Source organism: Clostridium beijerinckii HUN142, from assembly GCF_000621745.1.
Taxonomy (GTDB): Bacteria; Bacillota; Clostridia; order Clostridiales; family Clostridiaceae; genus Clostridium; species Clostridium beijerinckii_A.
Window position 1 is genome coordinate 1 of record NZ_JHXK01000029.1, and the last position, 14,447, is coordinate 14,447.

Below are 14,447 nucleotides of genomic sequence, written 5' to 3' on the forward strand. Positions count from 1 at the left end.
CATGAAGAAAAGATTAACAGATTAATGACAGATATATCAAAAAGAACTCATTTTGTGATGGCAGGTTCAATGGATAGTTTTAATCAGCCCTTTGTTCCATTATTTGATTTAGCTATACATATTACTGCATCTGTTAATACTAGAATTGCCCGAATTCATAAGAGAGAATATGAAGTATATGGAGAGAGAATTTTAGAAGGTGGCGATATGTATGAAGTACATTGCCGTTTTCTTGATAACTCAGCAAGATATGATACAGATGGCTCTCCATGTATGAGCACCCATACACAATGGGCAGATTCGTTGCCTTGTAAAGTACTTAGGTTAAGTGGTGATGGGGAGTTAAATAAGAATGTTGAAATAATAGTCCGTGAATATTGGAAACTGGATTCTCAAGAGTAAGTTTATTGAGAATTTTGATGTAAAAAGTCCAATTTATCGTTGAGGTAATTCGCAATCCTAAAAAAGTATGAAGTAATTATTATTGTATTAATTTATCCAAAGTTAATTTCTCTGTGTTTTAGAATCCACCTATTGGTGATATATCTATACTTGTGGTACTAACTAAAGTTTGAAAAATCATTTAATATTATCATTATATAATAAGTGACATGCAAAAATTAAAATAAGAATTGTTGCTTGCAGGAGGTATAGAAGATAATGACAGAAGAGATTTATGTGAGAGATATAAACAACGGTGATTTTGAGACTTTAACAGAATTAATTAAACAATTAGGATATCCATCGACTTTAAGTAAGGTGTCTGATAGACTAAGTAAAATTAATTCAAGTAAGAATTACAAAACATTTGTGGCAGAAGTTAGTGGAAAAGTCGTGGGTTTTATCGGATTAAGTAAATTATATGCGTATGAATATGATGGAGATTATGTAAGAATTGTTGCATTGATAGTTAGTGAGCAATATAGGGGAAAAGGTATAGGTTCAAAGTTAGTTGAAGCAGCTGAGAAGTGGGCATTAGAAGAAAATTCAATTGCAGTTTCTTTAAATAGTGGAATAAATCGCAAAGAAGCTAACTCTTTTTATGAAAGTATAGGTTACAGTATTAAAGGATACAGTTTTTCAAAAAGTATTATATAAATAATAGAAGAATTCCAGGATATTTCAAATAAAGGATTTTATATAAATATATAATTTGGGCTAAAGATAATATAAAAATTCATAAAAGACCATTTTTGTAATATGGAAGAGTTTATAAACTTAGTGCATAATTCTAAAAACGGATGTAATAAAAGATTCATCACTTTCTACTTATACAGAGAAATCTGTCATAAATATAAAGTGATTTTATTTAACAGCTTCTATCCCCTTCATAATAAAACTGTAGGCAAGACTATGAAAATGAAATTTCTAATTTTCGAAATATGGAGTTATTAAACACAAGCAAATTTAAAGAAGGTGTAATCATATTAGATTAAATTGAATATTTACAAGTAATTGGTATATAATTAGATTAATGTAAATAAATGCGAATAAACTCGCTATGAATTTTGAGGGGATAATTATGTATTATAATACTAAATTCAAAATTATTAATATAACAATATCAATAGTAACTATTTTAACAGCAATATTTTCTATGGTGAAACATGATTTGAAAATTATTATGCCAATTATGCTCATCTTATTGGGAATGCAACAACTAATAATGGGAATTAATTCTTTCAAATTAAATAAGAAAAAAGAATATACTTTATCAATATGTATAAGCATATTTTTGTTTTTAAGTTCAATAGTATCAATTAAACTTATAAATTCGTAATATTGTTAGGAGAAGTTTTTTGAGTGAAAATTTTAGAGAAATGCTTTAAATAGTATAATGTCTCAATTGTCATTTTTTTAATAATATATTACATAGTTTCTGATTCATTTCATGCAAATAAGTATGTGAAATTTCTAATGGTAATTATAATGTCTTTATATACTATAATATTAAGTATGAGTTATAGATTTGCAAATAAGTTAATAGTTAATAGTTAATAGGAAAAGTGTAATAGAATTAATCTTATGGAATTTATTTATTGTAGTACTTATTATTTGTTGGTATTTTAGATTTGTATATTAATATTCAAGGGTAATTTTAAAATTATAATAGAATAAAGAATGTCTAAATAAAGAAGATTACATAAGTGAGGATATATTATGACCAAACATAAGATCTATACAATGAGTGTAGCAAATGTCTATCCCCTTTATGTTATGAAGGCGGAGAAAAAAGGACGTACAAAAACAGAAGTTGATAAAATCATCCGTTGGCTGACAGGATATAGCCAGGAAGAGCTAGAAGCTGAGCTGGAAAAACAGACTGATTTCGAGACTTTCTTTGCAGAAGCTCCCAAAATGAACCCTTTACGGACTTTGATTAAAGGAGTTGTCTGTGGTGTTCGAGTGGAAGAAATTGAAGAACCAATTATGCAGGAAATTCGCTATTTGGATAAGCTAATAGATGAATTAGCAAAGGGAAAAGCAATGAATAAGATTTTAAGAAAATAATTATTAAAAACTGAGAAACACTGATTTCATATGTAAAATATAAATAATTGGTGTTTTTTTGTTGACCAGATTAAATTTGAAACTTTATATAATGTATTTTTAGGTACCATAAAGACTAGTGAGGTTATGTACAATAAATTATATAAAAAATGTTAAGAAGAAGATTTCGCATATAAATTATTTTTTTTGTAAGAATAATGTACCGTCACTTTGAAGTTCTGCATATATTATATCCGCTAAATTAGATATATTTTGCATTTTAAGTTGAGTATATAACCAATCTTCGCTTAAATTTAATTCTTTCAAATTATGTCTAACTATTTTTCCGTCAGAAATTATTTCAGATGGTAAATATTTCGGTGTAGGAATAGTAATGTTCATATCAGATTTAGTAATTTGTTGATCTTGTGGCTTTTTCAGTACACTTAAGTTTCCGTTAGGTTCTAATATAGCATATTCTACTTCTTTAATAGAGAATATATTTTGTTTCCTAAGTAGCATTAGTAAATCATCTAAGTTAAGACGATTAGATGTTAGAGAAGCTTTTAAAATCATCCCTCTTTTTATAACTATTGTAGGTTGACCATCCATTATTTGTCTTAATTTGCTGAATTTTAAGCCAATGTATTCAACTAAAAGAGTTAATAGACACCAAAAAACTAATCCTATAAAATCATCCCAAAAAGGTTCTTCAGTTTCACGAATCATGTTAGCTGCTATTGAGCCAATTGTAATTCCAGTAAAGTAATTAAAAAAGGTTAGGTGGCTCATTTGTTTTTTTCCTAATATTCTGGTTAAAACTAGTAATGTTATAAAAAGTATGAATGTTCTTAGTAATACGGAAAGTGTGTTTGTTGGAATCATTGGTATTACCTCCTAAAGCTATAGTAAAAATAATCTTTATGTAAAGAAAATAGTGCAGTATGAAAAGTTGTAAATATAAATGGATTATTGACTATTAATCACGTTTATATTCAATATAAACAGTGATTATAATGAGTAATGCGTAATCTGTCCAGCATATTAAAAAGATATGTATCTATGTAATTGATAGTAATATTAGATTGAAATGTCACACTTATTTATATGTAAAAGTGTGATATTTTTACTGTCTAATTTTTAGATTGAATGTATTAAATAAAAAGTTAGTCTTTTAAAATTGAATATTATGGCATTTACAATTTATGTTATAATTGATTTATAATAGTAAGAGTACGGATGGGTAGAATGGGGATAGGTGAAAAATATATCTTTAAGAATACGACACTAAATGGTCTGTGATGTATGAATTTGAAAAGTCTAATATATGTGAATCTCTTTAAAATGTAATATTAGGAATTGAAAACAGAAAACACATCTATTCTAGATGCTCATGGCAAAACAATGGTTGATATTTTAATAGGGGTAAAATATCAACCATTGTTTTGCCATGATGATTCATTCATGTGGTTTTGCTCTATTTTAGTATTAATATTATAAAGGAAATATTATTAAGCTATTTAATTTAAGAGGGGATAGTATATAAAAAGTATACAATGAATTATGATTAAAAATAATATTGAAACAGAATTAATAAAAAAATTAAAAATGAATATTAAAAATGACGAAAAAAAGGCTTTGAGTGAATTTCTCGAATTTTTAAAGGAAAAAGGGAACCCAATTATTGAACCAATAAAGGATGAACCAGATTATTCATTAGTTACAATATTCCATTTTGCTGAACAACCGATTAAAAATGTACTTATAATTTCAACAATACTACCGGCTTTAACTGATGAGAATATTGAAGAACATCTTCTTGATCGTATCCGTGATACAAATTTATGGTATGGGATTTATAAAGTTAGAAATGACGTAAAATTTTCGTACAATTTGTTCCCTAATGACTCTCTACTTAGAGGATGTCCAGAAAGATATAAAAATATGATAGCGGATAAATTTAACAAAAATAAACTAACTTTTGATAGGCCAGGTTGTTTTATGGCGGAGACACCATATGTTAACATGCCTAATTCAGAAGAAAATTTTTGGCTTGAAGAAAGAATCAATATCCCAAAAGGAACTATTACAAAGCTTGAATTTGAAAGCTCATACTTCATAAAACCTAGAGTTATAAACATTTATAAACCTTATGGTTATAGCAAAGATTCACCACCTTATGGGTTTATTGCATTGACAGATGGATATGATTATATAAATGTTCTTAAAGCAGAACAAACCTTGAATAATTTGATTGATGATAAAAAAATCCCGACTATTGTAGCGATTTTTATTGATACAATAGATGAAAGATCTGAGGATTTATCGTGTAATGATTTATTTTGTAGTTCTGTAGCAAATGAAATGATTCCTTGGCTTAGAGAAAAATATAACTTATCAGAGGAACCTCAAAATGCAATAATTGGTGGTTTGAGCCTTGGCGGATTAACAGCTATATATATGGGGGTAAAACATTTTGAGGTGTTTGGAAATGTACTTTGTGAATCAGGTTCATTTTGGTACAAGCCTAAAAAATCAGACGAAAAAAAGGAATGTAAAGTAGAACTTGAAAAGAAAGATAGTAAACTTGATTGCTGGATGAGTGAACAAATAAAATTAAGCCCAAAACTGCCACTAAAGTTTTATATGAATATAGGCGTTCTTGAAAATAAACAAAGAATGATTAACAATTCATTGAATGTTAAGAGCACCTTAGAATCATTAGGTTATCATGTTGATTTTGAATTTTTTAAAAGTGGACATGACTATCTGAGTTGGGGGCAGACACTTGCCAATGGATTAATTTCGCTTATTGGATACTAAGATGATAAATTATAATAGGATGAATAAAGAAGATGAAACTAGTAGTACTATTTTTTATGTCTTTAAAACTTTTTGATAAGTTATAAAGAAAGAGCGGAGATCATCCCAAAGGTAAACCTGACTGCAATGGCCATTCTTCTGCATTTGATGGGATTGCGTACAGACCTTCTGACTTTTGTTCAAGAGATACACTTATTATTGAAGCTGGTGAACGAGAGGGGATTTATATAGCTGACTTTCCTATTGATGAAATCAGAGAGTATAGAAGTCGTGAAGTACATGGCAATTCATACCGCCATCCACAGAAATATAAATTACTTATTTCTGAAAAGATTCAAGAGCCATTCGCCAGAAATGATTACAGAAAATAGTAGTAAGGGAAAGTAAAAAGTTAAAATGCAATTTTAATTACAGATGTTGTCTTTATGGGTTTCAATTTGTAGCATTTAAGATAAGTAATATTACATTTAAAAATCTAATATTAAATTAGAATATCGCGAATCTATTCATAACTAAGAATAAATTTGCGATATTTTTTTATTTAACAGCTTTCATCCCATTCATAATAAAGCTAATCGTTTTTTCAATATTGTATTCTTTATTATTTTTACTAAAATAGCAATATTGAGCACAACTATATACTGATGATGAAATTAGTTTGACTAATATATTTGTATCTTTAGAATCTAACTCATTTCTGGCTACCATACTATTTAATATTTTTTCAATAAGAGTATCTATTTTATATTTTAATAAATTATCTACAGTAGAAGCTATAGATGTAGAATCAATTTTACGCTTTTGATAAAAAGAGATATTGTATTCATAAAGGAATACAATAAGTTCTTTTATAATATCTTCGGTTAAATTTATAGAGTTTAAAATTTCTATTGGTAACATTTCCTCAAAGCAATCTATAACGAGTTCTTCCAATAAAATATACTTATCTATATAGTGAGCATAAAAAGTTGCTCTATTTATAGTTGCCTTTGTTGTAATATCTTTAATTGTTATGTATTTAAAATCTTTTTCCTCAAGTAATTGGACAAACGACTCTTTAAGCAAATTTTTAGTTCTTACTGCTCTTGGGTCTTTTTCATTCATAATTTATCATTAATCTCCTTTGACAAAACAACAGATTTAATAAAATGTTGTTTATACAACATAGCTAAAAATCTATTGGTTGTAGCTTTATGAGTAATCAAATATTATATTAACATACACTTATATTTTAAACAACACATGTTTAATAGGAGGAAATATAATGAAAATTTTAATGATAGGCAGAGGAGTAATTTCAACACAATATGGATGGGCTTTAGAACAAGCAGGCAATGATGTGACATTTTACGTGCGTAAAGGAAGAATCAATCAGTATGGCGATATAGTGAATTTAAAAATATTAGATGGCAGAAAGAACAAAAAAGGTGATTTAGTAAATAAATCTTGGAAAATCAAAATGATAGAAGAACTGTCATCTAATCATGATTTTGATTTGATTATGATTAGCGTAAATCATAATCAATTAAGCAATATAATAAATTGGTTAGAGCCACTTGTTAATAATTCAACTGTTTTAATATTTAATAATATTATTGATGAACCTTTAAACTCAATTGGATCAATTCCTAAAGAACAAGTTGTTTGGGGATTCCCAGGAGCTGGTGGATCTTTTATAAATAAAAACACATTAGATGGTGGGTTTATGAAAAACATATTTATGGGATTCATTGATAATACTACTAATAAAGCTAGATATGATATGGCGACTCGCTTATTTAAAAATGCAGGTTTTGGTATTTCTGAACAGAAAGATATGCGCAATTGGCTATGGTTTCACGTAATTACTAACGCAAGTATGATGGCTGCAGCCTCAAAAGCAGGTTCGCTTAATAATCTATTTAATTCCACAAGTGCCCTTAAAAATTTTGCTTTAATATTAAGGGAACTTACACCATTGATGGAAGCTAAAGGCTCTAAGGTTAGTACAATAATAAATATTGCAGTGAATTTACCTGCAGGCCTTGTGGCTTTTGTAATGAAATTAGCATTAGCTGAAGGTAAGCTGCCAAGAGAAATAATGAGAAGTGCTAGTGGGAGTGAAAATCTAAAAGCTGAAAGTAATGTAATATTCGTACGCGATACTCTTGCTGAAGCACGTAGACTAGGGATATCCATTCCTAGGCTTGAATCTTTAGAGTCACCTATTTATAAATGATAATTGAAGATAAAACACTATGAAGAGAGTTTTTTGATGTTATATTTACAAAAACAGGTTTTTGTTGTAAAATGTATTAAAAGCAATGAAAAGAAGAGTAAATAAAATAATTCATTTTCAGAGAGCTCTAGATGGTGGGATTGAGCAATGGATTTTTATTGAAGAAGGTCTTGGAGCTGCACACTGAGTCTGCTTTGCAGAGGTAGGATGTGACGGAATACCACGTTATAGGTATAGAGTATCTCTTTTTTTTGATGTACTTGAAGAGGTGTATACGGCAACGCATACATAAACTGAGGTGGTACCACGAATTTATAACTTTCGTCCTCAAGATTAGAAATCTTGGAGGTGAAGGTTTTTTTTATTTGTATTAAGGCAATATCAAAAGAATAATAAGTAAATCCGCTTTCTTGCCTGATAAAATATTCATGGTAAATTTGAAAGTGATATTTTCTTTTATGTGCCTAAATTGATTAATAAATAAGTAAAGGTGGTAACAAAAATGTATGAACAATATGAAAATTTAAATGAATTAGAAAATATAATGACAAACGCAAATGAATTTATAGTGGAGAGAATAAAAAAGTTAAATAAACTTAGTGAGTTAGGAATAAATCCATATCCTTATAATTATGATTTCAACAAAAAAACTCATACAAAAGAGATCTGTGATAATTTTAATACTATTGATGAAAGTAAAGTGTTTTCGTTAGCAGGAAGAATAATGCTTCTTAGAAGAATGGGAAATGCAACTTTTGCCAATATAGTAGATGAAAGAGGAAATATACAAATATTTTTTAGTAAAAAGTTAATTGGAAATGAAAATTATAATGTTTTAAAATTAATGGATGTCGGCGATATTGTTGGGGTAGAGGGAAGTGTATTTAAGACTCAGACAGGGGAAATAACTATTAGAGCAAACAAATTTGAATTGTTATCTAAATCAATAAGAACCCTTCCTGAAAAATATCATGGAATTCAAGATTCAGATTTAAGACAAAGACATAGATCTTTAGATATGATAATGAATTCAGACGTTAAAGAAAGATTTATTAACCGTTCTAAAGCAATTACTGCAATTAGAGAATATTTAAATAATATGAATTTTATTGAATGTGATACTCCTGTACTTGATACTAAGTATGGTGGAGGAGAAGCAAAACCATTTAAAACTTTTGTTAATGATTTAGATTGTGAAGTATATATGAATGTCTCTCCAGAATTATATTTGAAAAGACTTATTGTTGGAGGAATAGAAAGGGTTTATACATTTGCAAGATCTTTTAGAAATGAAGGAATTGATAGAACACATTATCCAGAATTTACTCTAATGGAATGTTACATGTCTTATGCAGATTATGAAGATATGATGAGAATTATGGAAGGAATGTATGAACATGTATTTATGTCTGTTAATGGCTCTACTAAAATAAAATATGGTGAAGAAGAAATTGATTTTAAGGCTCCATGGAAGAGAGAAACTATGTGCAATCTTGTAAAACAAGATGCAGGTATTGATGTAGAGAATTTAACTAAAGAAGAAATTATAAGTAAAATAAAAGAGAATTCTCTTTTGATTGAAGAACAAAATGAAGGTTTAAATATAAATGAAGTTTCTAAAGGAGAATTAATAACAAATCTTTTTGAAGCATATAGCGAGAAAAAATTAATACAACCTACTTTTGTTATAGACTTTCCAAAAGAATCATCACCACTTTGTAAAGTTCATAGGGAAAATCCAGATTTAATTGAAAGATTTGAACCATATGCTTATGGAGTAGAACTTGGAAATGCTTATTCAGAATTAAATGATCCATTAAGACAGCGTATATTATTACATGACCAAGCTGAAAAATTAAGAGGAGGACTAGAAACAGCAAGTCCAATGGACGAAGAATTTGCTATAGCTATTGATACAGCAATGCCACCAACTGGAGGCCTAGGTATCGGTATTGATAGAATGATAATGTTTCTAACTGGATCAAATACAATAAAGGATGTTATTGCATTTCCTTTAGTTAAAAGATAAAAATAAAAAACCTAGATAAACAATATTAGATTTAAGTTTATGTAATAATCCCCCGAAAGAAGAAACATTGTTATTTCGCAGGACTATGAAAATTTCGCTGAAAGTACTAAATTTCAGATTGCATCACTAGTGCTTGTTCCCAATTTCATTGTGACAAGCATTAGTGGAACAATCTACAATTAAGAACTTTTAACAGCTTATTTTCAAATGCCTGCTGCATAAAAATGTTTCTGCTTTCTAGTTGGGATATGTTTCATAGTATGGATTTAGATTGTAATTGGTTTGCTTATATAGGGTTTCGCAATGAGAGTCGAGCTTATGCGGATATCAGCCGAAATTGAATACATACTTGTTCCATATGACTATGAAAATTTCACAAATATGTATCCAACTTTTCTGCTTGAGATATTTCAAATTTTCAATGAGGAACACTATAGAGAAACAAGAATAAAAATAAATATATATTATAATAATAGACTTACATAATTAACTGGAATACTTAGAGCAATAAGAGCTTTTGGTATTCTTTTTTTATTTTATGAGTGTAATAAGCTACTAAGCAATAGGGCGCAAGAATTTTCATAAGGCTTTGTAAAATTTAGAGAGAGATTTAAAACAAGCTCAAAAACATTTAGTCAATATTCTTATATGGTAAAGAATATATATTCTCCACCATATTTATTCTTCAGAATACTAGAATATATATTCTGATATTCTAATATTCTGAAGAATATGCTGGAATAATGCGGGTTTGAAGGTCGTTGGCTTTAAAAAAATCGACTCTTATATGATTTAAGATAGGAAAATACGTCTTAAATATTAGTAGAGAAAAGTTTTAATCGAGTAATAAAATTATGGAGTGTGTTTGTTAAATGATTAGGGGCTAAATAAAAATTGAATTTAAAAAGAGAGACGACTTTTCCAAAAAAACAGATGGTTCTGTAATATTTATTATAGCGTTGTATTGGTAGCAATGGTTATTTTTTAATGAATGCAGGTTAAGTATTGTGATTGCATTACATTCGATGGGTGAGGGATTGAGGTAGTGGAAATAGTTTTGGAATTTTATTAGCATAATAAAAGAGAAAAAAACGCTCAAGGGTTAACTCAAGAACAAGTTGCTGATTACCTGAGTATATCAACAACAGCAGTGAATAAATGGGAAAAGGGTATTTATTATTCATATATAACTATATTAACAGCACTAGCAAGACTTTTAAGAGTAGGTTTAAATATATTACTGGTATTTAAGTATAAACTTAAATAATGCAAACAAATATTAAAAAAGTTTGTTTATATATAGACAAAAGTGAAATTATTGCATAAAATATAATTAGAAAACTTTGAGATTGGAGTGCGAGTAATGAAGGGAAATGAAATTTTATGGGAGTCATCTATAGATGAGATTAAAAAAGGTTACATCGAAGGAGCAGAAGAGTTTACTTGTATATTTTGCAATAGTAGCTTTGAAAAGGGGAGAATATTTAAGAGAGAAGAGGATTTTTATGATGCAAAAAAAATAACTGAAATCCATATTAAAGAAGTGCATAATTCTTCCTTAGGTTATTTATTAAATATGAATTCAGACTTTACAGGAATATCTGAGATTCATAGAGAACTAATAAAATTAATGGCTCAAGGGTTTTCAGACAAGGAGATAGCAACAAAGCTTGGCATAGCCCAATCAACTATTAGAAACCATAGATTTAAGCTAAGGGAAAAGGAAAAGCAAGCTAGACTATTTTTAGCTGTAATGGAGCTTTTAAGTAATACAGCATCAAAGGAGATAAATGTTTTAGATAAGGAAGTTATAACAGACCCTCACAAAACTGCTACAACCTTAGATGATAGATATAACATTACTGATAAGGAAAGAGAAGTAACTATTAAGGCATATATGGATGAAACAAATGCTTTAAAATCCTATCCAGCTAAGGAAAAGAAGAAGATTATAGTTTTAGGGGAAATAGTGAAAAACTTCTCCACTGGTAGGACTTATACTGAGAAGGAAATAAATAGAGTATTAAAAAGGATTTTTGAGGACTATGCAACCATAAGAAGAGCCTTAATTGAGTATGGATTTATAGATAGAAGTAATGATTGCACTAAGTACTGGGTTAAGGAATAGGAGTGGGATGAGATGATAAAAGAGTTTAGAAATTTAATTGGTGATGAAATAAAAGAGGTACAATTATATTTAAATAGCTTAGAAAAAAATGATAAATCTATACCACAAATAAAAGAGGACTTTAATACAAAAGTTTATAATTTTGGTGAGGGAATATTATTTTTCTTTAAGGATAATAAGGTAGTAGGTTCAGTAAAAGTTATCCTAGAAGCTATAAAGCATTTAAAAGTAGTATATATTCATTTTTTAACTGTATCTAATAATGCAGAGAATGAGGTTCATATTGTAAGTGAGCTTCTTACATCTGCCATTAATCTTGGTAAATGTAAAGGGGGCAGCAAAATCTTATTAGGGGTAAGGAATGAGAAAATCTTAAAGTTACTTGATGAATTAGGATATATTCCAAGGTATAATTCCTATAAAATGAAACTTGAAAATAGGAAAACAACTAGTGAACCCTTAGAGTTAATTAATCTATCAGAGACGAATAAGGAAGAGTATCTTAATGTTTTTAATAAATCATTTAGTGATATGCCCCATGGTTGCTATTACGAAATGGAGGATATAGAGAAATATTTAAATGATAATAGTGAAAATAGATATTATTTAGTTAGAGATAAAAACAAATTAATAGGATTTATGAATATAGAGATAGAGAATAAGGTTGGGAGCTTTGATATTGGCTTGTGTAATGAGTTTAGAGGTGTAGGTTATGGCAAGAGATTATTAGAAACTGCTATATACACTTTAAATGGAGTTAATGTGGATAAGGTTACATTAACTGTTATTGAAAAAAACTCAATTGCTTTAAATATGTATTTGAAAAGAGGATTTGTAATAGATAATATCTTAAGTCACTGGATAGAAATTGCATGAGAATAAAATGGAAAAACCTCACTTGAAGTAGTTACGGAGAAACTTATCATAAATGAAATATCAAATATGTTTAATTTTCTAACATATTTGATATAATATAAATAAGAAAAGCTTAGTGCTGGTAACACTAAGCAATCCTTAGAACAAAAGTAAATAGCACAAATTTTATATTTGGTTCTAGTAACTTTCATAAAGTGCTTATTTTGTTTTAGGTCTATTGGATAAAAATTATAGAGTTATAAAAAGATTAAAGCACTAATCATTGTTGGATGGGTGCTTTTTCTTTTTGCTATTAAGTTCTATATGAATTCTAAGAAAATTAACCTTGATTATGAATTTATAAATAAATAGATAATGTTTAAAATGGAACCTATGAAATAGACACAAGAAAAAGACTATTTCATAGGTTCCATTCTAATTAATTCTTAGCTTTTTATTTATTTAGACTATAATCAAAAAAATTGAATTTAGTATTAAGTTACATTTTGGGCTTTTTGCCTAGTTGTAGATCTGCTTGGATTACCTGTATTAGCAATAATAATTAGACAGTATATTGACTTAATTGGAATATTATGCTATTGTAGTTTTTAGACAGTATACTGTCAAATTGAATGGAGATATTTAGAGTAAGTACAAGTACTATTTTTAATACGCAAATTTACGTAACAATTTTTCTCTAACTAATAAGCTTCAGATAAAATGCGATAAACATTGTGAGAATTCAACAAGTAGGCAATTAATGAAGATTATAGAGAATAAAGGTTATGATATCACTGTACATAGTCAGCAGGATAAGGGCGCCATCAATTTTAAAATTACAGAGTCTGTAAAACAAGATTATTTTAAAAAAAGCTGATTTTGACATGGATGAAAATCAAAATGAAATGAAAACAGGTATATTAAATGAATTTGAAAAAATAAGAACTGGGAGGCAATAAAAAATGAATACTGTTGTTACAGTTAAAAATTTAGAAAAAAGTTATAATACAAAAAAAGCCGTTAATAAGATTAATTTTGTAGTAAAAGAAGGTGAAATTCTTGGCCTGCTCGGCCCTAATGGTGCAGGTAAAAGTACAACTATTAATATTTTATCTACTATATTATCACCTGATAATGGTGAAATAACTATATTGGGGCATGATTTTAAAAAGGACATAAATCTTATAAAGCAAGAAATTGGGATAGTTCCTCAGGATATAGCTATTTATGAAGAAATATCTACTGAGAAAAATGTACGTTTTTTTGCAAGTTTATATAATCTAAAAGGTGACCAGCTTAACAATCAAGTAAAAGAAGCTTTAGAACTGGTAGGTCTTTATGATAAAAGATATGATAAACCAAAAACTTTTTCAGGTGGTATGAAAAGAAGATTAAATATTGCCTGCGCCATTGCCCATAAGCCAAAGCTTATTATTATGGATGAACCTACAGTAGGTATAGATCCCCAATCAAGAAATCATATATTAGAATCAATTAAAATCTTGAAAAAGAGTGGCATCACAATAATTTATTCTACACATTACATGGAAGAGGTAGAAGAAATTTCAGATAGAATCATTATTATGAATGAGGGAAAGATTATTGCTGAAGGTACAAAAGAAGAATTAAAACAAAAAGTTAATGATGAAACAACATATTATTTTAATTTGGACAATCTCAATAATTTAAATGATAAACAGTTTTATAAAATTGACGGTGTAACAAAAGTTAAAATATTAAAAAATACTTTAGAAATAACTATGGAAAATTCAAAAGACAATATAAATGAAATTATAGGCGTAATTACATCAAATAACTGCAGAATTGAGAATATGGGTAGCAAAAAAGCATCTCTAGAAACTGTGTTTTTAGAATTAACAGGAAGAAATTTGAGAGATTAGAGG

General features: G+C 28.2%; 12 protein-coding genes, 1 pseudogene and 1 other annotated feature. Of the genes and pseudogenes, 11 read left to right on the forward strand and 2 right to left on the reverse strand.

Annotation, left to right across the window (positions count from 1 at the left end; all coding sequences use genetic code 11):
* The 4 genes from T483_RS31615 to T483_RS0113465 all read left to right on the forward strand — a co-directional run.
* The coding region (locus T483_RS31615; RefSeq protein WP_035790177.1) for a shikimate kinase at positions 1-402 on the forward strand (402 nt) is incomplete at its 5' end.
* 258 nt (positions 403-660) lie between these two features.
* Positions 661-1,098, forward strand: a complete 438-nt coding sequence (locus tag T483_RS0113455; protein ID WP_051560381.1) for a GNAT family N-acetyltransferase — start codon at positions 661-663, stop codon at positions 1,096-1,098.
* A 424-nt stretch (positions 1,099-1,522) separates the two neighbouring features.
* Positions 1,523-1,780 carry a hypothetical protein gene (locus tag T483_RS0113460; protein ID WP_242841862.1) on the forward strand — a complete coding sequence of 86 codons (258 nt, stop codon included), beginning with the start codon at positions 1,523-1,525 and terminating at the stop codon, positions 1,778-1,780.
* Positions 1,781-2,160: 380 nt separating this feature from the next.
* On the forward strand, positions 2,161-2,511 hold the full coding sequence (locus T483_RS0113465; protein WP_026887330.1) for a DUF2200 domain-containing protein: 351 nt from the start codon (positions 2,161-2,163) through the stop codon (positions 2,509-2,511).
* Positions 2,512-2,688: 177 nt separating this feature from the next.
* Here the strand turns inward: T483_RS0113465 and T483_RS0113470 are convergent, their stop codons facing one another.
* Positions 2,689-3,375 (reverse strand): YetF domain-containing protein, encoded by a 687-nt coding sequence (locus tag T483_RS0113470; protein WP_026887331.1) that lies wholly within the window; start codon positions 3,373-3,375, stop codon positions 2,689-2,691.
* A 678-nt stretch (positions 3,376-4,053) separates the two neighbouring features.
* Here T483_RS0113470 and T483_RS0113475 point away from each other — a divergent pair.
* Positions 4,054-5,313: an alpha/beta hydrolase gene (locus T483_RS0113475; RefSeq protein WP_026887332.1), complete on the forward strand. Its 1,260-nt coding sequence runs from the start codon at positions 4,054-4,056 to the stop codon at positions 5,311-5,313.
* A gap of 537 nt (positions 5,314-5,850) precedes the next feature.
* On the opposite strand, the gene T483_RS0113480 is transcribed toward T483_RS0113475, so the two are convergent.
* Positions 5,851-6,417 (reverse strand): TetR/AcrR family transcriptional regulator, encoded by a 567-nt coding sequence (locus T483_RS0113480; protein ID WP_026887333.1) that lies wholly within the window; start codon positions 6,415-6,417, stop codon positions 5,851-5,853.
* A gap of 160 nt (positions 6,418-6,577) precedes the next feature.
* Here T483_RS0113480 and T483_RS0113485 point away from each other — a divergent pair, with 160 nt between their 5' ends.
* The 6 genes and pseudogenes from T483_RS0113485 to T483_RS0113510 all read left to right on the forward strand — a co-directional run bounded on the left by T483_RS0113485 (position 6,578) and on the right by T483_RS0113510 (position 14,444).
* Positions 6,578-7,531 (forward strand): ketopantoate reductase family protein, encoded by a 954-nt coding sequence (locus T483_RS0113485; protein WP_026887334.1) that lies wholly within the window; start codon positions 6,578-6,580, stop codon positions 7,529-7,531.
* Between the two features lie 76 nt (positions 7,532-7,607).
* Positions 7,608-7,863, forward strand: a binding site (T-box leader).
* Between the two features lie 170 nt (positions 7,864-8,033).
* Positions 8,034-9,560, forward strand: coding sequence for a lysine--tRNA ligase (gene lysS / locus T483_RS0113490; RefSeq protein ID WP_026887335.1), 1,527 nt, complete (start codon positions 8,034-8,036; stop codon positions 9,558-9,560).
* A 1,078-nt stretch (positions 9,561-10,638) separates the two neighbouring features.
* A pseudogene (locus T483_RS30490) lies at positions 10,639-10,821 on the forward strand (helix-turn-helix domain-containing protein); the annotation flags it as partial.
* Positions 10,822-10,923: 102 nt separating this feature from the next.
* Positions 10,924-11,688, forward strand: coding sequence for a DUF2087 domain-containing protein (locus T483_RS0113495; RefSeq protein ID WP_026887336.1), 765 nt, complete (start codon positions 10,924-10,926; stop codon positions 11,686-11,688).
* 12 nt (positions 11,689-11,700) lie between these two features.
* Positions 11,701-12,564 (forward strand): GNAT family N-acetyltransferase, encoded by an 864-nt coding sequence (locus T483_RS0113500; protein ID WP_026887337.1) that lies wholly within the window; start codon positions 11,701-11,703, stop codon positions 12,562-12,564.
* Positions 12,565-13,505: 941 nt separating this feature from the next.
* Positions 13,506-14,444 carry an ABC transporter ATP-binding protein gene (locus T483_RS0113510; RefSeq protein WP_026887338.1) on the forward strand — a complete coding sequence of 313 codons (939 nt, stop codon included), beginning with the start codon at positions 13,506-13,508 and terminating at the stop codon, positions 14,442-14,444.
* Positions 14,445-14,447 lie beyond the last annotated feature (3 nt).

What these genes read in the sequence shown, in the direction of transcription:
- T483_RS0113465 (WP_026887330.1), top strand. Translation starts at nt 2,161, where the DNA reads ATGACCAAACATAAGATCTATACAATGAGTGTAGCAAATGTCTATCCC.
- T483_RS0113500 (WP_026887337.1), top strand. Translation starts at nt 11,701, where the DNA reads ATGATAAAAGAGTTTAGAAATTTAATTGGTGATGAAATAAAAGAGGTA.
- lysS (WP_026887335.1), top strand. Translation starts at nt 8,034, where the DNA reads ATGTATGAACAATATGAAAATTTAAATGAATTAGAAAATATAATGACA.
- T483_RS0113510 (WP_026887338.1), top strand. Translation starts at nt 13,506, where the DNA reads ATGAATACTGTTGTTACAGTTAAAAATTTAGAAAAAAGTTATAATACA.
- T483_RS0113470 (WP_026887331.1), bottom strand. Translation starts at nt 3,375, where the DNA reads ATGATTCCAACAAACACACTTTCCGTATTACTAAGAACATTCATACTT.
- T483_RS0113455 (WP_051560381.1), top strand. Translation starts at nt 661, where the DNA reads ATGACAGAAGAGATTTATGTGAGAGATATAAACAACGGTGATTTTGAG.
- T483_RS0113480 (WP_026887333.1), bottom strand. Translation starts at nt 6,417, where the DNA reads ATGAATGAAAAAGACCCAAGAGCAGTAAGAACTAAAAATTTGCTTAAA.
- T483_RS0113495 (WP_026887336.1), top strand. Translation starts at nt 10,924, where the DNA reads ATGAAGGGAAATGAAATTTTATGGGAGTCATCTATAGATGAGATTAAA.
- T483_RS0113460 (WP_242841862.1), top strand. Translation starts at nt 1,523, where the DNA reads ATGTATTATAATACTAAATTCAAAATTATTAATATAACAATATCAATA.
- T483_RS0113475 (WP_026887332.1), top strand. Translation starts at nt 4,054, where the DNA reads ATGATTAAAAATAATATTGAAACAGAATTAATAAAAAAATTAAAAATG.
- T483_RS0113485 (WP_026887334.1), top strand. Translation starts at nt 6,578, where the DNA reads ATGAAAATTTTAATGATAGGCAGAGGAGTAATTTCAACACAATATGGA.